Annotated in this window: 4 protein-coding genes; all 4 read right to left on the bottom strand. The window is 72.9% G+C overall.

Features of this window, described 5'->3' with window-relative positions:
• Window positions 1-317: 317 nt before the first annotated feature.
• The 4 genes from FHS44_RS29985 to FHS44_RS29975 are packed head-to-tail and all read right to left on the bottom strand — an operon-like array spanning window position 318 to window position 24,607.
• Window positions 318-1,628, bottom strand: coding sequence for an MFS transporter (locus FHS44_RS29985; protein ID WP_221461478.1), 1,311 nt, complete (start codon window positions 1,626-1,628; stop codon window positions 318-320).
• Window positions 1,606-2,940 (bottom strand): serine hydrolase domain-containing protein, encoded by a 1,335-nt coding sequence (locus FHS44_RS40280; protein ID WP_221461477.1) that lies wholly within the window; start codon window positions 2,938-2,940, stop codon window positions 1,606-1,608. The genes FHS44_RS29985 and FHS44_RS40280 overlap by 23 nt, the downstream gene beginning before the upstream one ends.
• The gene (locus FHS44_RS29980) at window positions 2,937-15,164 is read right to left on the bottom strand and encodes a non-ribosomal peptide synthetase (RefSeq protein ID WP_184720731.1); all 12,228 of its coding nucleotides are present in this window, start codon (window positions 15,162-15,164) and stop codon (window positions 2,937-2,939) included. Before FHS44_RS29980 ends, FHS44_RS40280 begins: the two co-directional genes overlap by 4 nt.
• A complete protein-coding gene (locus tag FHS44_RS29975; protein WP_184720729.1) occupies window positions 15,161-24,607 on the bottom strand; it encodes a non-ribosomal peptide synthetase in 9,447 nt (3,148 codons plus the stop codon). Before FHS44_RS29975 ends, FHS44_RS29980 begins: the two co-directional genes overlap by 4 nt.
• Window positions 24,608-24,706: the final 99 nt, after the last annotated feature.

The raw sequence follows: 24,706 nt of genomic DNA, 5'->3' as shown, positions 1-24,706 counted from the left end.
GGCCAGACCGTGTCACATCTCCCACAGCGACGCGGTGGCCATGGCGGGGGAAGGGGAGCGGAGCCGGGCGGGGCTCTCCCCGTGCCTCCGCCACGGCTCCGCTCCCTCGACGGAAGGAGGCCGTGGGGTCCTGCCTGGCCCCACGGCCTCCGGGACTTCCCAGCCTTCAGGGCTCCAAGACCCCTCATCAGCCTCCGGAACTCCACGATCTCCAGGGCTCCAGGAGGTCAGGGGCACAGGGCTTCACAGGCTTCGGCCTCCGGGGTTCCGCGGATCTCCAGGGCTCACCTCCGGAGTTCCGCGGCCTCCCGGAGGGCTCAGGAGGAGTGGACCGTGTCCAGGGAGGGGAAGCGGCGCAGAGAGGGGCTCAGCACCGTGATGAGCGCGACCAGGGCGAAGCCCCCGGCGCACACCAGGAACGTGACAGGCCCATCGGTGAGGGCGACCACGACGCTGCCCAAGGCCGGGCCGATCACCCCGGCGATGCCCGAGCTGAGACCGCTGATCCCGCTCAACCGGCCGCGCATCCCCTCCGGGGCGGCCAGCATCTGGTACGTCAGCACCGTGGTGTTCGCGGCGGGCGCGAGGAAGGCGGCGAGGCCGAAGAGCAGTCCCAGCGGCAGCCCGCCGGGGACGTACGCCATGCCCCCGGTCACGGCGGTCACGACCAGGGAGAAACCGACGACGAGCACGGACGGGCGCAGCGCGGCGGTCAGCCGGGCCGCGACCGCGGCGCCGAGCAGGCCGCCGATCCCGAAGCAGGTCATCATCAGGCCGATCTCGTGGCTGGGGACGTTCTCCTCCCCCGACCTGACCAGGACGACGATGACCAGCGCGCTGAAGACGAGGTTGGTGAGCGTGATCCAGACCAGGGTCATCCGGATCACACCGTGTCCCATGACCCAGCGGATCCCCTCGACGGTGTCGGCACGCGCCCCACGCGCCCGCGGCTCCTCCAACGACTCCGGCTCTTCCAACGACTCCGGTTCCCCCGACTCCCCGGGCTCCCCGGGGAGGACGGCGAGCCGGGGAAGCCTAAGGAAGATCAGCGCCCCGAAGGAGAGCGCGAGCATGATCGCCTGGGTCACGAACGGGGCCGCCGGGTGCAGGGTGAACAGCAGACCGGCGGAGAAGGGGCCGAGCATGGCGGCCACGTACGGCCGTGCCGTGTTGCGGGCCACGGCCGTCATGAGCTGCGACTCGGGCACGACCGTCGGCAGGGCCGCGTGCTCGACGGGGTCGAACACCGAGCCGAGGAAGCCTTCGAGGGCGACGACCAGCAGGACGTGCGGGAAGAAGTACGTGTCCATCACCAGTGCCGCGACGAGGCTCGCCAGCCCGGCGACCCTGGCCGCCTGGCAGACCAGCATGATCTTGCGGCGGTCCCTGCGGTCGGCCAGCACGCCCGCGGGGACCACCGAGATCATGTGGACGGCCGCCATCACGGAGGCGGCAAGTCCCACCTCAAGCGCGGAGCCGGAGCGTGCCATGATCAGCAGCGGTACGGCGACGGCGACGATCTCGATGGTCAGCTCGGAGAGGAGCTGACTTGTCCAGAGGATCGAATAGTTTCGGTTGCGGGAGAGAGGTTTGTTCCCCTCGTCCTCACCCGGTAGAACCGCGGTCACTGTCCACTCCGTCTCGTCGCCGGGCCAGTCGGCCGGAGATCTGCAGGAATTCGACGCGTTCCTTCGCCGGGTCGAGGAGGAACCTGCCCGTGTGCGTCTGGGACGCGCCGCCCAGCTCGCGCATCGTGAAGCGCAGGTCCTCATGGCAGGTCAGCGCGCCGTACGGCCTGCCGCCGATCGACAGCAGGAGCCGTCCCTCGTCCACGCCGATCTCGAAGACCGCCTCGTCGTTGACGAAAGCCCCCAGGACATCCCAATGAGCCGTGACCTCGGGGCCGAGATCCCGGTCCGGGTGGTGCTCCCCCACGACGATCCCCGCCGCGCGCAGCCGTTCGACCAGTGCCGACCACATGGCCTGCCCGGTGTTGGCGTTCGTCGTCAGCGCCACCACGGTGTCGGTGGCGAGGTCGAACCTCAGGTGGCAGGAGGTTCCCTCGCCCGTGCCGTCGTGACCGGCCGTGCGGCCGTCGCCGTACAGTGCCCAGCCGAGGCCCCAGCCGTCGGCGAGGCCGAACGGACCGGCGGAGATCCCGTGGAGCTGGTCGCCGAGCATCGGCCTGGTCGTCTCCGGGCCGAAGGGGCCCTTCGTCCTGTCGTCGGTCAGGAAGAGGCGGGCGAAGGAGAGCAGTTCCTCTGCGCTGAGGGCGAGCGCGCCGTTCGGCGCCTCAAGCGGGGGGAGGTTCTGTTCGACGACGGGGAAGACCTTCCCCCGCGTCGCGCTGACGGCGTGGCCGGCCACCACCTGCGGCCCTGCCCTGCCGTCGAGCCGGGCCGGGATGCCCAGGGGGTCGAGGACGAAGACGTCGACGGCCTCCTCCCAGCTCATCCCGGTGATCTCCTCGATGAGGAGACCGACGACGACGTAGCCGACGTTGGAGTAGGAGAACACCGTGCCCGGCGGATGGGCCAGGTCCGCCTCGCGGCAGTTCCTGGCGACCCAGCGCGCCCGGTCGCCCTCCCCCGCGCCCTCCTCGCGGACGTTGCCCGCCAGGCCCGCGGTGTGGCTGAGCAGTTGGCGCAGGGTCACCACCCGGCCCGCCCCGAACACGGGGAGGTAGGCGGCCAGCGGTACGTCGAGATCGACGTCACCGGCGGCGACCAGCTCCATCGCCACCACGGCGGTGAAGGGCTTGGTGATCGACCCCATGGGGAAGGCCGAGCGGGATGTGACGGCGCGTCCGGAGCCGAGGAGGTGCTCCCCCGTCACGGCGGTGAGGGTACGGCCCCGCCAGCGGACGGCGAGCTGGGCTCCGGGGACCGCGTGGCACCGGGTCAGGTCGGTGAGCAGGGTTGAGAGGTCGTCCGCGTTCACGACCGCAGCCTCTCCGCCACGTGGCGGGCGGCGTCCCGCAGCCCGTCGAGGAGGTCTCCGGCCAATCGTTCGACGGTGGCCGCGGCGTGCAGGTTCTCCGAGTAGTACCAGGTGAGACGCATTCTTCCTCCCTGCACGATGCCGACCACCTCGAAGGGGTGGTCGAGGAGCCCGGCCGGGTCCCTGTCCCTGCCGACCGTGTTGTGGAAGGCGTGGTAGAGCGGGCTTCCCGGCGTGATCGTCAGGTCGCCCGCCTGCCCGTGGTAGTTGAAGATGACGGGCGCGGCCGTACGGGTGGCGAGGGGGGCGCCCGCCGGGCTGAGGTGGCGCAGGACGCCGTATCCCAGGCCCTTGCCGGGGATCGAGCGCACCCGCGCGCGGACGGAGTTGACCAGTTCCGCCCAGTCGCCGGACTCCTCGGGCACCTCGACGCCGACGGGGAAAATCGTGGTGAACCAGCCGACGGTGCGGGAGAGGTCCTCGTCCTCGAAGAGGTCCTCCCTGCCGTGTCCCTCCAGGTCGATCAGGACCCGAGGCGTGCCGGTCCAGCGGCTCAGCGTGCGTGCGAGCCCGGCGAGGATCACCTCGCGGGTCCCGGTGCGGAAGACGCGGACGGCGCCGCGCAGCAGGAGCCTGCTCGTCTCCTCGTCGAGTTCGACAGTGACGCTCCTGACGGAGGAGACCACGGCCGGTCCGTCCCCGTCCACGGGCAGCGGCGGGCTCTCCGGCAGTCCCGTCCAGTACTCCAGCTCGCCGTCGAAGTGGCCCTCCTTCGCGTGGCGCTCCAGCCGGGTGGCCCACCTGGCGAACGGGGTGGTCGGCGGTTCCGCCTGGGCCAGGGTTCCCCGGTAGGCACCCTCCAGGTCGTCGAGCAGGATGTGCCAGGAGACCGCGTCCACCACCAGGTGATGGACCGTGAGGAACAGCCGGGGGCGTTCCCCGGGACCGAGGACGAACAGGAGGGCGCGCAGCAGGGGGCCGTTCGCCAGGTCCAGGCTCGCGTCCGCCTCCGCGGCCAGCCTGTCCATGACCGCCTCGCGGTCGGAGGCGGCGACCTCGGACAGGTCGTGGCGCAGCAGCCCCACCGCCTCGCCGACCGGGGTCACCCACTGCCGCCAGCCGTCGTCGTCGCGGGCGTAGCGCAGCCGCAGCGCGTCGTGCCTCACGGGCAGTACGGCGAGGGCGGCGCGCAGCGCGTCCTCGTCGATTCCGTCGGCCAGTTCGGCGAGGACCGACTGGGTGAAGTGGTGCGGCGCGACCGGGTCGCCCAGCAGGAACTCGCGCTGGACGGGGGTGAGCGCGACGGCGCCGGTGGTCGTCTCCTCCTGGTTCTTCCGCCGGTCACCGCCCTGATCGGGACGCCCCGCGACCTCGGCCAACCGGCCGACGGTCGGGGCGAGGAACAGGTCCCTCGACGTGACGACGATCCCGGCCTGGCGCATCCGGTGGGCCGCCTGGATGCTCAGGATCGAGTCGCCGCCCAGCTCGAAGAAGTCGTCGGTGACCCCGACCCGGTCGAGGCCGAGCAGGTCGGCCCAGATGGCGGCGATGGCCGTCTCGACGTCGTTGCCCGGGGCGACGTAGGTCTCGACGGGGATCTCCGGTTCGGGCAACGCGTCCCGGTCGACCACGCCGTCCACGGTGAGCGGCAGCCGCTCCAGCGGGACGAAGGCCGCGGGAACCATGTAGTCGGGCAACGACGCGCGGGCGAGGTCCCGCAGGTCGTCGACGGGGACCTCGGGGGTGACGTAGGCGACGAGTCCGGTCTCCCCGGCCACGGTCACCACCCGCGTGACGTCCGGGTGGCCGCGCAGCACGGTCTCGACCCGGCCGACCTCGATCCTGAACCCCCGGATCGTGACCTGGTCCTCGGCCCTGCCCAGGCGCTCGACCCGGCCGTCCACGGTCCATCTGGCCAGCTCGCCGGTACGGTGAACGCGCTCGCCCGCCGTACCGAACGGGCTGGCGACGAAGCGCTCGGCGGTGAGGGAGGCCTGGCCGATCCGGCCACGGGCGACCTGGGCGCCCGACAGGTAGAGCTCGCCCCGCACCCCAGGGGGGACAGGGCGCAGCCAGCGGTCGAGGATGTGGACGCCGCTTCCCGCGCCCGGCGCGCCGACCGAGGGGCGTGGGCCGCCGTCGATCCGCTGCAGCAGCGCGCCCGCGGCGCTCTCCGCGACCCGGTGCCGGGTGTGGGCCACCAGGCCGGGTACGGCGGCCAGCGCCCGCCAGAGCGGTTCCCCGACCGTCTCGCCCGTCAGCGTCAGCAACCGGAGGTTCCTGAGCAGGTCCGTGCCGAGGAGGCGTTCCGCCTGGGAGGGGGCCAGGTCGAGGTGGGTGACCCGGTGTTCGCGGACGTAGGCGGCCAGCGCCTCGGGGTCGCGCCTGACCCGGTCCTCGACGAGGTGCGGCTCGTCGCCCCTGGCCAGCAGCAGCAGGGCCAGCAGCAGGTCCTCCGAGCCCGGCGTCGTGGCGATCAGACTGCGCTGGCGGCCGGTTCCCGTCAGGCTCTCCTCAAGGGAGAGCAGCAGGCCGCCCAGATTGCGGTGTTCGAGCACCACCCGTCCGCTCCGGCCGTCCGGTTCGGTCATCTGGAGGATGTAGGCGGCGTTCTCCCCGGTCAGGGCCGTACGGAACCCGTCAGGGTCGGTCGTGGGCAGGCCGCGAAGCGTGACGTCCCGCAGCCGCACCCAGCCCCTCTCCCCCGGCGTGTCGAGGCTCTCGCGGGTGTCGAGGACGAGGGTGGCCGCCGCCTCGCGCAGCACGGCCGCCGTCGATTCCCCGGGCAGGCGCGGATCGACCGGCAGGCAGGCGCCACCGGCCTTGAGCACCGCGAGCAGCGCCACGACCGTCCGCGTGTCCGGTCCGCCGACCACCGCCACGACCCGCTCGGGGCCGACCCCGAGGGACAGCAGGTGGTGGGCGAGCCGGTTGGCCTCGGCGTTGAGCTCGCGGAACGTCATCGGCCGCGCCCTGTCGGGTCCGGCGAGCGCGGCGGAGCCCGCCAGGGTCTCGGCCCGCTCCTCGAAGAGCGTGGGCAGGTCGGCGCGGGGGGCGGACGCCCCGACGGCCCAGGAGGGCGCGCGGAAGCCGGTCTCCGAGGGCAGCGGGAGGGTGGCCAGGCAGCGCCTGTGCCGTCCGACGGCGCCCATCAGCGCCCGCAGGTCGGCGGTGATCCGTTCGATCGTCTCCGGCAGGAACAGCGAGGTGTTGTAGCTGACGGCCACCATCAGCTCTCCGCGCCGTTCGACGAAGTCGAAGCTCAGGTCGTGGCTGAGTTCCCCGCTGACGAAGGGCAGCTCCTCGACCTGGAGGCCGGGCAGGCTCGCGCCGGACGAGCGGTCGCTCTCCAGCCCCACCATGACCTCGACCACGGCGTTGCGGCTGGGGTCGCGCTCCGGCCTGAGCACCTCGACGAGCCGGTCGAAGGGCACCTCCTCGTGGACGAACGCCTCAAGGACCGTGTCGCGCACCTGGGAGAGAAACTCCTCGAAGGGAAGCGACTCGTCGACCGTCGAGCGCAGCGCGACCGTGTTGACGAAGCACCCGATCACGTCCTCGAACTCGTGCCTGCTCCTGCCCGAGGTCGGGGTGCCGACGACGATGTCGTCCTGGCCGGTGTAGCGGGCGAGCAGCACCTTGATCACGGCCACCAGCGTCATGAACAGCGTGGCGTCCCGGCGCGCGGCCACCTCCCTGAGCCCCACCACGACCTCGGGGGCGATCTCGACGAGCCGCATCGCCCCGGCCGCCTGCCGTACGGCGGGGCGGGGGAGGTCGGTCGGCAGGTCGAGGGGGCGCACCCCGGCGAGCCTGTCGCGCCAGTAGTCCAGGTGCCGTTCCATCGCCTGGCCGTTCACCAGGTTCCGCTGCCAGGCGGCGTAGTCGGCGTACCGTACGGCGAGCGGCGGCTGTTCGACCCGCTCTCCCCTGAGGGCCGCGCCATACTCGGCCTCAAGTTCGCGGGTCAGCAGGTCGAGGGACCATCCGTCCACGGCGATGTGGTGCGCGAGGAAGGCCAGCACGTGGTCCTGGTCGCCGAGCCGTACCAGCGTGGTCCTGAAGACCGGACCCCAGCCCAGGTCGAACGGCCGGGCCGTCTCCCGGCGCAGATACTCCTCAAGCGTGAGGTCCGTGAGGTCCTCGCGCTGGATGGTGACCGGTTCGGCGGGCTGGACCACCTGGACGGGGTCGCCGTCCACGGTGCTGAAGGTCGTGCGCAGCGGTTCGTGCCTGGCGACGATCCTGCTCAGCGCGGCGCCGAGTGCCCCGGTGTCCAGTTCGCCGCGCAGCCGCAGGGCGGTGACCACGGTGTACTCGGTGCTGTCGGGGTCGAAGTCGTGCAGGAACCACAGGCGCTGCTGGGCGTAGGAGAGCGGGGCGGGGCCGTACTCGGCGGTGGGAAGCAGCGGCGCGTCGTCGGCGGCCGTCCCCTCGGCGAGCACCGCGGCCAGGCCCTCGACGGTCGGGGTGTCGAACAGTTGCCGTGGGGAGGGGGCCAGGCCGAAGTGGGTCCTGATCCGGGAGATCACCCGGATGCTGAGGATGGAGTCACCGCCCAGCTCGAAGAAGTCGTCGGTGACGCCGACCCTGGAGACGCCGAGCACCTCGGCCCAGATCCGCGCCAGGACGCGTTCGGCCTCGGTGCGCGGCGGGACGTGGAGGGCCGTGGAGCTCTGCTGGGCGTCGGGGCTGGGCAGCGCCTTCCTGTCCACGGTGCCGCTGGGGTTCAGCGGCAGCGCCTCGATCAGGACGAACGCGGAGGGCACGGCGGGGGTGGGCAGTGCCTGGACGAGGTAGGCGCGCAGCTCCGCGAGGTCGGGCTCGGTCCCCGGGCGGGGCACCACGTAGCCAACGAGCCTGCTGTGGCCCGCCTCGTCCTTCCTGACGGCCGCGGCCGCCGCCTCGACCCTGGGGTGGCGGGCGAGGGCGGCCTCGACGTCGCCGAGTTCGATGCGGAACCCACGGATCTTGACCTGGTCGTCGGCCCTGCCGAGGCATTCGAGGTTGCCGTCCCCGCGCCACCGGGCGAGGTCGCCCGTCCGGTACATCCGCTCCTCGCCCCCGGCGAAGGGGTCGCGCAGGAAGCGCTCGGCGGTCAGCTCGGGGCGGTTGAGATAGCCCCGCGACACCCCGTCCCCGGCGATGTAGCACTCCCCGACGGCGCCGACCGGGACGGGCCGCAGCTCGGCGTCGAGGACGTAGATCCGGGTGTTGGCCAGCGGCCTGCCGATCGGCACGAACGCCGCCTGGCCCACGGGGTCGCCGCCGAGCCGGAAGACCGTGGAGTCCACCGTGGTCTCCGTCGAGCCGTAGGCGTTGGCGATGATCACGTCGTCCCCGCCGAACACCGTGAGCACCTCGGCCGCGGCGTCCACGGGCCAGCCCTCGGAGCCGACCATCAGCACCCGCAGGGAGTCCGGCCGCTCGCCGCGCCAGACGAACTCCGCGGCCAGGGCCCTGGCCAGCACGGGGACGGTGACCATGAGCTGGGTCCCGGTCTCCAGCATGAGGTCGGCGATGGCGACCGGGTCGGCCATGGCCCGCGTGGGACACACCACCATGTGGCCGCCGAACAGGGCCGAAAGCAGGAAGTCGCCGAAGAACAGGTCCACGGAGAGGCTGGAGACCGACAGGCAGCGCGGCCTGAGCGCGGTCAGGCCGTAGTGGTCGTCCCAGGCCCGCACCATGTGGTGCATGTGGCGGTGGGCGACCATGACGCCCTTCGGACGGCCCGTGGTGCCCGAGGTGTAGGCCACGTAGGCGAGGTCGTCGGGCTCGACGACGACCTTCGGTGGTGTGCCGGGCAGCCCGTCGAGCGAGGCCCGGTCGCGGTCCAGGCAGACGACCGCCGCCTGATGGCCCGCGACCCGGTCGAGCAGCGGCTCCTGGGTGATCACGACGGGGGCACCGGCGTCCTCAAGCATCAGGGCCAGCCGCGGCGCCGGATATTCGGGGTCGAGCGGCACAAAAGCCCCACCCGCCTTGAGTACGGCCAGCAGCGCGACCACCGCGTCCACCCCGCGGTCGACGCAGACGCCGACGAGGACCTCGCGCCCGACCCCGAGCCCGACCAGGCGGTGCGCGAGCTGGTTGGCCCGCCGTTCGAGCTCGGCGAAGGTGAGGGTCTCGGCACCGCAGCTCACCGCGGGCTGCCCGGGGACTGTCGCGGCCCGCTGGGTGAAGAGTTCGTGGACGCACGCGGCGGGCGGGAACGCGGTCGCGGTGTCGTTCCACTCGGTGAGCACCCGGCGCCGTTCCGGCTCGGTGAGCAGGGGGAGGTGCGCCACCCGGGTGTCCGGGGCCTCGGCCAGCGCGCCGAGCAGCGTGTCCAACCGGCCCAGGAGGCGCTCGGCGGTCTCCTCGTCGAACAGGTCGGGGTCGTACCCCAGCGCCAGGACGAACTCCTGCCCGGCGTGGGCCGTCAGGGTGAGGGCGTAGTTGGTGTGCTCGTCCCCGCCCAGCTCCGACAGGCGCAGGCCGTACCTCGCGGCGGCGTGCTCGTCGTAGGGGTAGTTCTCGAAGACCACGATGCTGTCGAAGAGCGTGGTCCCGCTGGGCACGCCCGCGGCCCGCTGGACGTGCGCGAGCGGGAGATACTCGTGGTCGCGTCCCTGGGCCTGGGCGTCCTGCAGGCGCCGCATCCACTCGTCGGCAGGGCTCTCGCCGTCCACGGCGACCCGGATCGGGACGGTGTTGACGAACAGGCCGATGATCGACTCGACCCCGGCGAGGCCGGGCGGACGGCCGGAGACCGTGGCGCCGAAGCACACCTCCCGCTCGCCGCTGAGCCGCGACAGCAGCACCGCCCACGTCCCCTGCACGAGGGTGTTGACGGTGACCCTGGCCTCCCGCGCGAACGTGTAGAGCCGCCGGGAGCGCTCGGGAGACAGGGTCAGCCGGAGTTCGCGGGAGGAGCGGGTGTCGTGGGCCCTGACGGGCGGACGGTCGTAGGGCAGCGGGGTCGGCGCGGTGAACCCGTCCAGGACGGCGCCCCAGTGGCGCCGCGCCCCCTCCTGGTCCTGCGCGTCCAGCCACGCCACGTAGTCCCGGTAGGGGCGCCGGATCTCGGGAGCGCCGACCGGTCCCCCGGTCGTCGCCGCGTACTCCGCCAGGACGTCGGAGAGCACCCCGGCGAAGCTCCACCCGTCGATCATCATGTGGTGGGCCGACCACAGCAGGTGGACCGCGCTCTCCGACAGGCGCACGACCGCCAGGCGGAGCAGTGGCGCCCTGCCCAGGTCGAGTGGCTGTTCCCGCCACCGGTCCCACAGGTCCTCCGAGGCGCGGCGCCGTTCCTCCTCCGTCATGGCCCGGTGGTCGTGGTGGGTGACGGGGACGCGCACGGCCGCGTGGACGACCTGGACGGGGACCGGGACGTCCTCCCAGACCACGGCGGTGCGCAGCACCGGGGTCCGCTCGACGACCCGCTGCCAGGCCCTGGCGAGCGCCACGGGGTCGGTGACGCCGTCGAGCCTGGCGCGGAAGTAGCCGGTGTAGAGGTCGCGTCCCGGCTCGGAGAGGGTGTGGAAGAGCATGCCGCTCTGGGCGAACGTGAGCGGGTAGATGTCCTCGACCTGCCCGTCCCCACCGGTGAGGCGGTCGATCGCCGCCTGGTCGAGGGGGGCGAGGGGGAAGTCGGAGGGGGTGAACCCACCCGCGCCCGGCGCCGTGCAGTGCTCGACGATCTCCTCAAGGGCGGTTGTGAACTCCTCGGCGAGCCGCCTGACCGTCTCCTCGCGGTGCAGGCCCTCGGCGTAGGTCCAGTGGAGGTGGAGCCTGCCCTCGCGGACCAGCCCGGTGACCTCGATGAGGTACGGCCTGGCCTGGGTGGGGCTCCGCTCGGCCCCCTCGGTCTCGCCCCAGCCCCTGACCAGCCCGGTGCCCTCGTCCTCGACGTCAAGACGGCCGTGGTAGTTGAAGCTGATCTGGGGTTCGGAGACGCCGTCGGAGAGGCGGGGGTCACCGGCCAGATAGCGCAGGGCGCCGTAGCCGAGCCCGTTGTGCGGCACCGCGCGCAGGTGCTCCTTGACGCCCCTGAGCGTGGCGCCCCAGTCCCGCTCCCTCGGGACGGTCAGCGCGACGGGGAACAGGCTGGTGAACCAGCCGACCGTGCGAGACAGATCGACGTCGTCGAACAGCTCCTCCCTGCCGTGGCCCTCCAGCGCGACGAGCGTCGTCCGGTCGCCGGTCCAGTCGCTCATGACCCGGCCGAGCGCGCTGAGCAGCACGTCGTTGATCTGCGTCCGGTAGGCCGAGGGCACGTCGCGCAGCAGCGCCCGCGTGCTCTCCTCGTCCAGCTCGACGCTGACCGTGCGCTCCTCGCCGACGGCGTTGGTCCCGGTGCCCTCAAGGGGCAGCCGCGTGACCTGCCGTCCGGCGACCTCCGCCCAGTGGTCCGCCTCCCCGGCGAACCCTCCCGAGGCCGTGAAGTCCGCGAGCCTGGCCGACCAGTCGCGGAAGGAGGTCGTCCTGCGGCCGAGATCGACCGGCAGGCCGTCCCGCGCCCACGTGTAGGCCCGCTCCAGGTCGGAGACCAGGACCCGCCAGGAGATGCCGTCGACCACCAGGTGGTGCGCGGCCAGCAGCAGCCGTGGCCCGCGCCCCCGGCCGAGCAGGAACAGCCGGGCCCGCAGCAGCGGCCCTGTCGCCAGCGGGAAGCCGCTCTGCGCCCTGAGCGACTCGGCCCGCATCTCCTCGTCCTGCCGCTCGGCGCCGAGGGACGACAGGTCGACCCGGCGCAGAACCTCCCCGTGCTCCGCCTCGTCGTTGCGCAGCCGCCACCCGTCCTCTCCGGGTACGGCCCGCAGCCGCAGCGCGTCGTGCTGGTCGAGGAGGGCGGTGATGGCCGTGGCCAGGGCGTCCTCGTCGAGTTCCTCGGTGAGTTCGAGCACCACGGTCTGGTTGAACCGGTCACGGCTGTCGGCGAGGTTCTCGAAGAACCAGTGCTGGATGGGGGTCGGGAGCACCTCGCCGGAGACGGGGCCGTCCTGCGCCCCCACCGTGTGCTCGGTGCCCGCCTCCGCGGCGAGTTCCGCGATGGTCTGCCGCAGGAACGCCTGCCTGGCCGTCAGCAGCAGTCCCCGTTCCCTGGCGCGGGCCACGACCCGCAGGCTCAGGATGGAGTCGCCGCCCAGGTCGAAGAAGTTGTCCTCGACGCCTACCTCGTCGACGCCGAGCAGCTCCGCCCAGATCCGCGCGAGCGTCTCCTCGGCCGGGGTTCTGGGTGCCACCCTGGCCTCGGACAGGTCGCGGCGCAGCTCCGGTTCCGGCAGGGCCCTGCGGTCCACCTTGCCGTTGACGTTCAGCGGCAGCCGGTCGAGGGCCACGACGACGGAGGGCACCATGTGCTCGGGGAGCTGGTCGCGGGCGAAGGAGCGCAGGTCGGCGGTGGTCGGGCCGTCGGCGACGGCGTAGGCGACCAGGCGCCGTGTCCCCCGCTCGTCCTGCTTGACCGCCACGGCGACGGCGTGGACGCCGGGGTGCCTGGCCAGGGCCGCCTCGATCTCGCCGAGTTCGATGCGGAAGCCACGGATCTTGACCTGGTCGTCGGCGCGGCCGAGATAGTCGAGCACGCCACCGGGCAGCCACCGCGCCCGGTCGCCGGAGCGGTACATCCGGCTTCCCGGGGGGCCGAGCGGGTCGGCGACGAACCGTTCCGAGGTCAGGCCGGGGGCGCCGAGGTATCCCCGGGAGAGGGCGGTCCCGGCGAGATAGACCTCGCCAGGGACCCCCGCCGGGACCGGGCGCAGCCACCGGTCCAGCACGTAGGCCCTGACCCCCTGAAGGGGCCGCCCGATGGGCACCGCCCCGGTGATCTCCTCGGGGACGAGCGGGCCGTTCATGCTCACGCACACCGTCGCCTCTGTCGGGCCGTAGGCGTTGAACAGGCGGTGACGGCCCGCCCAGGCGCGGACGAGCTGGGGTGGGCACGCCTCTCCGCCGAGGATCAGCGTCAGCTCCGCGGGCAGCGTCTCGGCGGGCAGCTCCGCCAGCGCGCTCGGCGGGAGGACGACGTGGGTGACGCGGTGACGGACCAGCGTCTCGACGAGGGGCTCGCCGGGCAGCCGCCGTTCCCTGGGGGTGACGACCAGCGTGCCTCCGGTCAGCAGGGACAGGCTCAGCTCCCAGAACGCCGCGTCGAACCCGAGCGAGGCGAACTGCAGGAACCGCGTGCCGGGTCCCGCGCCGAAGTACGAGGCCGACCCCTCAACGAGGCCGCGCACGCCCGCGTGGGTCACCACCACGCCCTTGGGACGGCCGGTCGAGCCCGAGGTGTAGATCACGTAGGCCGGGTGCGCGGGAAGCGGCCAGGGAAGCTCCCCCTCGGAGTCGTCGGACGGGACGCCCTCGGACAGGTCGAGAACCCTGAGCCCCTCGGGGAGCCGCTGGTCGAAGGCGGCGGAGGTGATCACCAAAGTGGGCCGCGCGTCGTCGAGCATCAGCCTGAGCCGTTCCTGCGGGTTGTTCGCGTCCAGCGGCAGGTAGGCAGCCCCGCTCCTGAACACCGCGAGCGTCGCGACGACCATCTCGACGGACGAGGGCAGCGCGACCGCCACGATCTCCTCGGGCCCCGCGCCCTCCCTGACGAGCACGCGGGCGAGCCGCTCCGCCCTCGCCGCGACCTCCGCGTAGCTGAGCGGCCCCTCCTCGGAGACGAGCGCGACCGCGTCGGGGTCGCGGGCCACCTGGTCGGCGAACAGCTCCGGCACCGTGCGGACGGCCGGGTGTTCGAAGGTTCCCCCCCACTCGGTGACGAGGCGCCGTGTCTCCTCCTCGGAGGTCATGGGCACCGTGGCCAGCGGGGCGTCCGGACGCTCGACGACGCCCCGAAGCAGGGTGACCAGGTGCTCGGCCATCCGTTCCGCGGTGGCCTCGGTGAACAGGTCGGTGGTGTAGCCGACGTACGCCAGGAGTGTCCCGTCCCGCTCGGCGAACTCGAAGGAGACGTCGGCGTCCACGGTGACCACGGGCGGGTCGATCTCCTCGATCCGCAGCCCCGGCACCTCGACGGGCCTGGGCGGGGCGCCGTGCAGGCTCACGGTCGCCTCGGCGAGCACGGGCCTGCTGGGGTCGCGCTCGGGGCGCAGCGCCTCGACGACCTTCTGGAACGGCACGCCTCCGTTGGCCATGGCGTCGAGCGTGGCCAGCCGTACAGAACGCAGCGTCTCGGTGAACGACAGGGTCTCGTCGATCGAGGTCCGCAGCACCACGGTGTTGACGAAGAAGCCGACGACGTTGTCCACCTCGACCCGGTCACGGCCGGCCAGCGGGGTGGTCACGGCGATGTCCTGCCTGCCGGACCAGCGGGCGAGCACGACCTTCACGGCGGTGGCGAGGGTCATGAACAGGGTGGCGCCGTTCGCGCCGCCCAGCTCCCGCAGCCGGGAGACCACCGGGGCGGGCACCTGGAAGGTGTGCCGCAGGCCCGCCCCGGTCCTGACCGGCGGTCTTGGGTGGTCGGTCGGCAGGTCGAGCGGTTCGAGTCCGTCGAGCCTGTCCCGCCAGTAGGCCAGTTGCCCGGCGCTCTCCTCCGGCCGGTGCTCGCGCTGCCAGACGGCGAAGTCGCCGTACCCGACCGGCAGCGGCGGCAGCTCCGCGTGTCCGCCGTCGAGGGCGGCCGTGTACAGCGCGGCCAGCTCGCGGGTCAGCACCCGCATGGACCAGCCGTCGGTGACGATGTGGTGCATGGCCAGGACCAGCACGTGCTCGTCGGCGGCCAGCCTGAGCAGGTGCGCCCGCAGGACCGGCCCCCGGCGCAGGTCGAACGGCCGCGTCATCTCCCCCAGCATGCACCGCCGCGTGGCCTCGGAACGCTCGTCCGCCGGGAGCGCGGACAGGTCGGTGACGGTGAGGGGAACGTCCGCCTCGGCGTTCACCACCTGCGCCCCGCGCCCGTCGACGGAGGTGAAGACGGTGCGCAGCGAGCCATGCCGTACGGCGAGCTGGCGCAGTGCCCCGGTGATGGCCCGCTCGTCCACCTCGCCCAGCAGGCGCAGCGCGTGGGCGGTGTTGTGCTCGACGCTCTCCGGATTGACCTCGTACAGGTACCAGAGCCGCTCCTGCGCCGGGGACAGGGGAAGCGGGCCGTCCGTGGCGACCGGGCGCAGGGGGTGTTCCTCGACCGGGTCTGCGGCCCGGCCCGCGAGCCGCCGCAGCAGCGCCTCCCGTGCCCCCTCGGGCAGGGCCGTCGCGTGCTCCTCGTGTGCGGGGGGCTTGTTCACGCTTGTCCTCCGATCTCGGTGCCGGACACGGCCGCCTGCTCCCAGTCGGCCAGGATCTTCCGCCGGAGCAGTTCGGCGAGGGAGGCGATCGTGGGGGCCTCGAAGAAGTCGCGGGGGGATACCTCGACGCCGAAGGCCCGGCCCATCCTGGCCATCAGCCGCAGGCTCGTGACGGAGTCGCCGCCCAGGTCGAAGAAGTTGTCCTCGACGCCGATCCGCTCCCCGCCGAGCAGGTCGGTCCAGATCTGGGCGAGCGCCTCCTCTGTGGGGTCGCGGGGCGCCACGTAGCCGGTGCTGGTGCCGTCCTCGCGTCTGGGGGCGGGCAGCGCGCGGCGGTCCACCTTCCCGGTCGGGCTCAGCGGCAGCCTCGGCAGCGTGACGAAGACCGAGGGCACCATGTAGGCGGGCAGCGTCGCGGCCAGTGCCTCGCGCAGGGCCTCGCTCCTCGGGGCGTCGTCCTGCCGGGGCACCACGTAGCCGACCAGCCGTCTGTGCCCCGAGTCGTCCTGGGCGGCGACCACGACCGCGTCGGCCACCTCGGGCAGGGCGAGCAGGGCGCTCTCGATCTCGCCCAGTTCGATGCGGAATCCCCTGAGCTTGATCTGGTGGTCGACCCGCCCGCCGAACTCAAGCTGGCCCCGGGCGTTCCACCGTACGAGGTCGCCGGTGCGGTAGAGCCGTGAGCCGGGCGGCCCGAACGGGTCGGCGACGAAGGCCAGGGCGCTCAGGTCGGGCCGGTTGAGGTAGCCGCGGGCCAGCCCGGCGCCGCCGACGTACAGCTCGCCGGTGACGCCGACCGGGACGACGCGCAGCCGGTCGTCGAGGACGTAGAGCCTGATGTTGTCGGCCGGGGTGCCGATCGGCACGTTGCGGTAGACGGCCCCGTCCTCCACGCGGAACCTGCACACCGCGACCGCGGTCTCGGTCGGCCCGTAGACGTTCATGAGCCTGCGTCCCCGCGACCACTCGCGCGCCAGCTCCGGCGGGAGCACGTCGCCGCCGAGGCCGAGGTTGACCAGGTCGGGTACGGCGCGCGGATCGACGGCGACCACCGCGGCCGGGGGCATCGTCATCGCGGTGATGCCGTGCTCGTGCAGGTGCCTGGCGAGCGTCGTCGGGCTGCGCTGGGCCTCGGGGTCGGGGATGACCAGGGTCGCCCCGGCGGTGAGCGCCTTGAAGATCTCCCACACGCTGCCGTCGAAGCTCATCGTGTAGAGCTGCATGACGCGGGAGCCGGGGCCGAGGCCGTACCAGCGGTGACCGACCGTGGTGATGTTGCACAGCGCGCGGTGCTCGATCACCGCGCCCTTCGGGCGGCCCGTCGAGCCGGAGGTGTAGATGACGTAGGCCATGTCCCGCGCGCCGCCGGGGATCGGCGGCGCGGTCTCCGGGCGGGTGGCGGCCAGGGCGATGACCCGTTCGACGGACAGCACGGCCGCCCCCGTCTCGGGGAGCCTGCCGAGCAGGTGTTCCTGGGTGAGCAGCAGCGGCGGCCTGGCGTCGTCGAGCATCGTCCGCAGCCGTTCCGCGGGGAAGTCGGGGTCCAGCGGGAGGTAGGCGCCGCCCGCCTTCAGCACGCCGAGGATGGCGACGATGGCCTCGACGCTACGCTCGACCGAGACGCCGACCAGGGTCTCCCTGCCGACGCCCACGGACAGGAGGTGGTGGGCGAACCGGTTGGCCTGCCTGTCCAGTTCGGCGTAGCTGACGTGCCTTCCCTCGTGGATGAGGGCGACGGCCTCGGGGCGGATCCGGGCGTGCTCGGCGATCACCCGCTCCACCCGGCGGTCGATGTCGGCCTCCGAGGCGGTGGCGGTCCACTCCTCGACGATGAGGCGACGCTCCTGCTCGGTGAGGATGGGCAGGTCACCGACCTTGCGTCCCGGGTCGCGGGCGATCTCCCCGAGGAGCGTCCCCAGGTGACCGGCGATCCGTTCGGCGGTGGCCGTGTCGAACAGCTCGCTGTCGTAGTGCAGCAGCAGCGAGAGCCGCTCCCCGGCGTGGACGATCACGTTCATCGGGTAGCTGGAGCTGTTGCTCGCGGTGATGTCGGGGAAGCCCAGGCCGTACCGCTCGCCGATCGCGAGGTCGGCGGGGTAGTTGTCGAAGGCGACGATGCTGTCGAACAGGGTGGTGTCGTCCCGCAGCGGCGCGCAGCTCCGCACCTCGGTCAGCGACATGTGGCCGTGCCTCCTGGCCTCGGCCTGCTCCTCCTGGAGCCGGTGCAGCCACCCTCCGAGATCGGCGTCCTGGTCGACCTCGACCAGCGCGGGCAGCGTGTTGATCATGAGGCCGATCATGGTGTCGGCCCCGTCGAGGTCGTCGGGGCGGGAGGCCACGGTCGCGCCGAAGCAGACGGTCCGCTCCCCGCTGTAGCGGGCGAGCAGTACGGCCCAGGCACCCTGGATGAGCGTGTTCACCGTGACCCTGCACTCCCTGGCCGCGGCGTACAGGCGCCGGGAGATCTCCGGGGACAGCGTCAGCCCGCTCTCGGCCGGGGTGACCGCCCGCTGGTCGTCCGTGCGGGGCCGGTCGTAGGGCAGCGGGGTGCGCGCCTCGACCCCCGCGAGGGTCCTGCGCCAGTACTCCTCGGCCTCGGTGAGGTCCTGGGCGGCCAGCCAGCTCACGTAGTCGGCGAACGGCCGCCGCCGTGGCGCGGCGAACTCCCCCTCCCCGGCGAGCGCGGTGTACTCGCCGAGCACCTCGGAGAGCACCTGCATGGTGCTCCACCCGTCGAACAGGATGTGGTGGAAGGTCCAGAACACCTGGATCCGGTGGCCGCCGAGGTCGGCCAGGGCGATCCGCGTCAGCGGGGCGGCCCCGATGTCGAGCCGCCGTTCCTTGTCCTGGCGGAGGTGGTCCTCGGCGGCCCTTCGCTGCCCCTCCTCGTCCAGCGCGCTCCAGTCGAGGCGGGTCACCGGACAGCGGGCCGCGGTGTGGACCACCTGGAGGGGCTCGGGCAGGCCGTCCCAGACCAGGCTGGTGCGCAGCACCGGCTCCCGGTCCACGACCCGCTGCCAGGCGGCTTCGAGCAGGTCGGGACGGTGGACGTCCTTCAGCGTGAAGGAGAGCTGCTCCTGGTAGGTCCCCTGCTCCCGGTCCATCAGGGAGTGGAAGAGCAGCCCGCTCTGCATCTGGGTCAGTGGATAGACGTCCGCCACCGACCTGCCGTCCCCCACCAGGCGGTCGATGTCGGCCTGGCCGAGTCCCGCCGAGGGGAAGTCAGACGGGGTACGGCCACCGGCCCCCGGCTCCGCGCAGTGGGCGACGACCCGGGCGAGGTTCTCGACGAACTCCTCCCCGAGCCGCCTGACGGTCTCCTCCCGGTGCAGGCCCTCGGAGTAGGACCAGGCGAACTCAAGCTCGCCGTCGATCACCTGGCCCACGATGTCGATCAGGTGCAGCCGGGTGGCGTCCCGGTCCTCGCGCAGCCCTATCCCGGAGACTGCCGAGTACAGGCCGCCCGTTTTGACAGGGCCGTCGAAGCGCCCCAGGTAGTTGAAGCTCACCGGCGGAAGCGGGTCCCCGGCGAGCCTGCCCTCGTCGGCGCCGTAGTGGCGCAGCGCGCCGTACCCGAGGCCGCGCAGCGGGATCGCCCGCACCCGCTCCTTGACCGCCTTGAGCCGCTCCCCCCAGTCGCCGTCCCCGGGGTCGGCCAGCGCGACCGGGAAGTAGGAGGTGAACCAGCCGACCGTGCGGGACAGGTCGACGTCGTCGAACAGCTCCTCGCGGCCGTGCCCCTCAAGGGCGATCACCACCCGCTCGCGTCCCGTCCAGCCGGAGAGCACCGGCGTGAGCGCGGCGAGCAGCACGTCGTTGATCTCCGTACGGTAAACGGGGGGCACGTCGCGCAGCAGCGCCGTGGTCCTGGCGGCGTCCAGCCGTACGCGCACCTGGCGGGTGTCTGCCACCCGGTTGGCGCCGTGGCCGTCGAGCGGGAGCGTCCCGTCGTTCCCGCGCGTCACCCCCTCCCAGAACGGGAGCTGGTCGGCGAGGCCGCCCCCGGCCGCGTGGGCGGCGAGCCTGCGGCTCCAGTCGCCGACCGAGGAGGTCACGGCCTCCAGTTCACGCCGGTGGTAGGCCCGCTCCAGGTCGTCCAGCAGAACCCGCCAGGAGACGCCGTCCACCACGAGGTGGTGGGCGATGAGCGCGAGGCGGGCCTGGCGGCTCTGTCCCACGGTGAACAGCACGGCCGTGAACACCGGGCCGGTGACGGGGTCGAGGGCCGTGGCGACGCGCGCGGACTCCCGTTCGACAGCCGCGTCGAGCTCCTCCGCCGCCACGCCGGACAGGTCCACGGTGTGGAAGACCGTGGCGTGCTCGGCGGGGACGGTCTCCTGCGCCCACCGGTCCCCGTCCTGGACGAGGCGGGTCCGCAGCGCGTCGTGGTGGCCGACCAGCGCCGAGACGGCCGCGCGCAGGGCCGCGACGTCCGGCTCCCCCGCGAGTTCGGCCACCACGAACTGTTCGAACCTGGCGCCCACCCCCCGGTGGGTGAGGAACCAGTGCTGGATGGGCGTCAACGGCTGCTTGCCGTACGGCGAGGCCTCGGGAGACCGGGTTTCGTTGAGCGGGGTGAGCCCGGGGGCGAGCACCGCGATCGTCTGCCAGCGGAACAGGTCCTTGGAGTGCAGCCGGAACCCGGCGGCGCGGACGCGGGCCACCACCTGGAGGCTGAGGATCGAGTCGCCGCCCAGGGCGAAGAAGTTGTCCTCGGTCCCCACCCGTTCCGCGCCGAGGACCTCGGCCCAGATGTCGGCGAGCAGCCGCTCGACCGGCGTCGCGGGGGCGGTGTGGGTCTCGACCGGTACGGCGGGGCTGGGCAGCGCCGCTCTGTCGATCTTGCCGTTGGCCGACAGGGGCATGCTGTCGAGCGGCACGAAGGCCGAGGGCACCATGTAGCCCGGCAGGTGGAGCCCGACGTGTCCGGCCAGGTCGGCGGAATCGACGCGCGCTCCCGGCTCGGCGACGACGTAGGCAACCAGTTGCCGTGCCTGCCGTACGACGACGACGGCCTGGGCGACGGCCGGGTGGGCGCCCAGCACGTTCTCGATCTCTCCCAGCTCGATCCGGTAGCCACGGATCTTGACCTGGTCGTCGGCGCGGCCCAGGAAGTCGAGGGTTCCGTCCGGTCTCCAGCGGACCAGGTCGCCGGTGCGGTACATCCGGGAGCCGGGAGGCCCGAAGGGGCAGGCGACGAACCGTTCTGCGGTCAGGTCGGGCCGTCCCGCGTATCCCCTGGCCAGACCGGCGCCGCGCAGGTGGAGTTCGCCGGGCACCCCGACGGGCACGGGGGCGCCGTGGCCGTCGAGCACGTAGGCCGCGGTGCCGTCGATCGGACCGCCGATCGACGGCAGGCCGGTCCCCTGCCCGACGGGTCCGGCGGTGGCGACGACGGCGTTCTCCGTGGGGCCGTAGGCGTTCACGAGGGTGAACGGCAGGCCGGGCGCGGGCCTGCGGTGGAGCACGTCCCCGCCGGTCAGGACCGTGCGCAGCCGGGTCCCGGTGATCCCCGGCTCGTCCAGCAGGGACTCGATCCTCGGCGTCGGCACGAAGGCGGTCGTGGTGCCCTGCCGGGTGAACCAGGCGACGAGCGCCCCGGGGTCGTCCAGGGTGTCCTGGTCGGGCTGGTCGATCCTGGCGCCGCCGTACAGGTAGGGCCACAGCTCCCACACCGTGGCGTCGAACCCGAGCCCGGCCAGGTGGCTCGCCCGGTCCTCCTGTCCGATCCCGAAGGCCCGCAGGTGCCATTCGCACAGGTTGGCCAGGCCGAGGTGGGAGACCATGACGCCCTTGGGCAGCCCGGTCGAGCCGGAGGTGTAGATGACGTAGGCGAGGTCGTCCCATTCGACCTCGACCAGCGGATCGGTGTCCGGCCACTCACCGACGGCGAGATCGACGACCGTGGCCCCGGTCTCCGGCAGGTCTCCCGTGGCGACGACGACGGGGGCGCCGGTCTCCCGCACGATGTGCGCGAACCGGGCGGCGGGGATGTCGGGGGCGGTCTGCACGAAGGCCCCGCCCGCCTTGAGCACGCCCAGCATGGCCACGGCCAGCTCCGGCTCACGTCCGAGGCGCAGCACCACGGAGCTTCCCCTGCCGACCCCGAGGCCGCGCAGGCGGTTGGCCAGCCGGTTGGCCAGCCCGTCGAGCTCGGCATAGGTAAGGCTCGTCCCCGCCGAGGCGATGGCGACCGCCTCCGGCCTGACCGCCGCCCAGCGCGCGACCCTCCGGTGGACCGGCTCCCCAGGCCGTGGGGCCTCGGCGGCGCCGTTCCACTCGACGAGCAGCCGCCGCCGCTCGGCGTCGTCCAGCATCGGCACCTCGCCGAGCGGGCGTTCCGGCCCGGCCAGGAGGTTGTCGAGCAGGGTGCGCAGGTGGACGGAGATCCGCTCAACGGTCTCGGCGTCGAACAGGTCGGTGTTGTACTCGATCATGACGTCGAGGGCGTCCGGCCGCTCGGTGAACTCCAGGGTGAGGTCGAAGACCGCAGCGGGCCTCGGCAGGGCGAGCCGTTCCGCGCGCAGCCCGCCGAACCCCCCTGCCGTCTCCGCGGCGGGCGCGTTCTGCAGCACGATCATCGCCTGCACCAGTGGCGTACGGCTCGCGTCCCGCTCCTGGCACAGCTCGTCGACCAGCCGGTCGAAGGGCACGTCCTGGTTCGCCAGCGCCCCGAGCACCGTCTCCCGCACCCGGTCCAGGAAGGCCGTGAAGGAGAGCCGGTCGTCGACCGTCGAGCGCAGGACCACGGTGTTGATGAAGGCCCCGACGATCCCCTCAAGCTCGGGACGGTCCCGCCCGGAGGTGGCGGTGCCGACGGCCACGTCCCGCGTGCCGCCGTACCTCGCCAGCAGCACCTGCCCCGCCGCGACCAGCGTCATGAACAGGGTGGCGCCGTTGGCCTGGCCGTACTCCCTGAGGCGTGTCAGCAGGTCGGGGCCGAGGGTGAGGCGCTTGGCCGCGCCCGCGGAGGTCCTGACGGCGGGGCGGGGCCGGTCGGTGGGCAGTTCGAGCGGGGGCAGGTCCGCGAGGCGCTCCCGCCAGTACCGGATCTGGGGGTCGAGGCGTGACTCGTCGAACTCCTCGCCCTGCCAGGCTGCGTAGTCGAGGTAGCCGATTCCCAGGGGCTCCAGGTCGGCCCCGGAGTAGAGCGCGGCCAGCTCCCCGACGAGCGTGTTCAGCGACCAGCCATCGACGGCCATGTGGTGGACGCCGAGCACGAGGACGTGCTCGTCCTGCCCCCGCCTGATCAGCAGTGCCCGGGCCAGCGGACCGTGTTCGAGGTCGAAGGGGGTGGCGGTCTCCCGGGCGAGAAGCCGGTCCTGCTCGCTCTCGCGTGCCTCGCCGTCCAGCCCGGTCAGGTCGGCGTACGCCAGGGGCATCCCGGCGTCGTCGGATGGGCGGACGAGCGCGGCCGGTTGGCCCTCGGTGACGACGACCGTGGTCCGCAGCGCCTCGTGCCTGGCCAGGAGGGCGCCGAGCGCCCCGCGCAGCGCGTCACGGTCGAGCGCGCCGCGCAACCGCAGGGCGGTGTGGACGTTGTACTCGACCTCCCCCGGGTTGAGCTGGTGGTAGAGCCAGAAGCGCCGCTGGGTGGCCGAGAGCGGCGACGGTCCCGTACGGCGGGCGGCCGGGATGGGCCGTGTCGGCGTTCCGGCCCTCAGCTCGGGCCTGGCGGCCAGCTCCGCGACGGTCGGCGTCTCGAAGAGGTCGTGGGGCGTCAGCCGTACCCCCGTCGCCGCCTGGATCCGGGAGAGCACCCGGACCGCGGACAGCGAGTCGCCGCCCAGGTCGAAGAAGGAGTCCCGCACACCGACCCGTTCGAGGCCGAGCACCTGCCGCCAGATCTCCGCGAGCGCCGTCTCCGTCTCGTCGCGGGGCGCCGTGAAGTCGGCCTCGACGCTGTCCTCCCGCCGGGGGGCGGGCAGCGCGGCGCGGTCGAGCTTGCCGTTCACGGTCAGCGGGAAGCGGTCCATGACGTGGAAGGCCGCGGGGACCATGTAGCCGGGCAGCCGCCAGGAGAGCGCGTCGCGCAGCAGGGAGGGGGTGGGGGCGGGCGCCGTCCCCGAGGGCACGACGTAGGCGACCAGCCTGCGCTCCCCCGGCCGGTCCTCGCGGACCACGACCGCGGCCTGGGCGACGGAGGGCTCGCTGACCAGGGCGTTGTCGATCTCACCCAGTTCGATGCGGAATCCACGGATCTTGACCTGCTGGTCGTTGCGGCGCAGGTACTCAAGGCCGCCGTCCCGCGTCCTGCGCACCAGGTCACCGGTGCGGTACATCCGGGAGCCGGGAGGGCCGAAGGGGCAGGCGACGAACCGCTCCGCGGTCAGCCCGGGAGAGCCCGCGTAGCCGCGGGCGAGGCCGGGGCCGCCGACGTACAGCTCGCCGTCCTCGCCCGGGGAGACCGGGCGCAGGCTCTCGTCCAGCACGTGCAGGCGCAGGTCGGGAATGGGCTCACCGATGGGGCTGCCGGTCGCCGCCGCCGCTCCCGCGCTGTCGACGGCGAAGTAGGAGACGTGCACGGTGGTCTCGGTGATGCCGTACATGTTCACGAGCGCCGGGGCGTCGTCGGGGTGGCGCTCGTACCAGTCGGCCAGCGCCCGGAAGTCCAGCGCCTCACCGCCGAAGATCGTGTAGCGCAGGCGCAGTCCCCGGCCGAGCTCGGGGTTGTCCCGGTCGGCGGCCATAAGCTGGTAGAAGGCCGAGGGCGTCTGGTTCAGCACGGTCACTTGCCTGTCGACCAGCAGCCGCAGGAAGTCCAGGGGCGAGTGGGTCACGGCCTTGGGGACCACGACCAGGTGCCCGCCGTACAGCAGGGCGCCCCACAGCTCCCAGACCGAGAAGTCGAACGCGATGGAGTGGAACAGCGGCCACACGTCCCGCTCGCCGAAGCCGTACCAGTGCGCGGTCGAGCCGAAGAGGCGGGTCACGTTGCGGTGCGGGACGATCACCCCCTTCGGGCGGCCTGTCGAGCCCGAGGTGTAGATGACGTAGGCGGGGTTGTCCGGTGTCCCGGGTACGGCCTCGCGGGTCTGGCGCTTCCAGGTGGAGGGGTCGTCGACCAGCAGTTTCGGTGTCTCCGTGGGGAGCGTCGCGGCGATCTCGGCCGTGGTGACCACGAGGACGGGACGGGAGTTCCCCAGGACGTACTCGACGCGCTCCGCCGGGGTGTCGGGCTCGACGGGCACGTAACCGGCGCCCGCCTTGAGCACCGCGAGGACGGTGACGACCAGGTCGAGGGAGCGGGGCAGCACGACGGCGACGAACCGCTCGGGGCCCGCGCCCTCCTCGGTCAGCGCCCCGGCCAGCCGTTCCGCCGCGGCGTCGAGTTCCCGGTAGGTCAGCGACCGGTCCTCGAACGAGACCGCCGGGTTGTCGGGCGTCCTGGCCACCTGGTCGGCGAACAGCTCTTCCAGACGGCGTTCGTGCCAATCAACCATGGGGCGGCTCCTTCGCGGAAAAGCAGTGGTGGCGGTATTTCCACGCTCCGGGAAACGGCATTTCCGGATGCGGCCCCAAGGGCCGGGAAAGCGTTTTCC

The organism is Streptosporangium saharense (assembly GCF_014203715.1).
Classification (GTDB): Bacteria; Actinomycetota; Actinomycetes; order Streptosporangiales; family Streptosporangiaceae; genus Streptosporangium; species Streptosporangium saharense.
This window is presented reverse-complemented; position numbering and strand designations above follow the sequence as displayed.

Excerpts from the sequence above, each read along its gene's own strand:
- FHS44_RS29975 (WP_184720729.1), bottom strand. The coding sequence starts at position 24,607 with ATGGTTGATTGGCACGAACGCCGTCTGGAAGAGCTGTTCGCCGACCAG.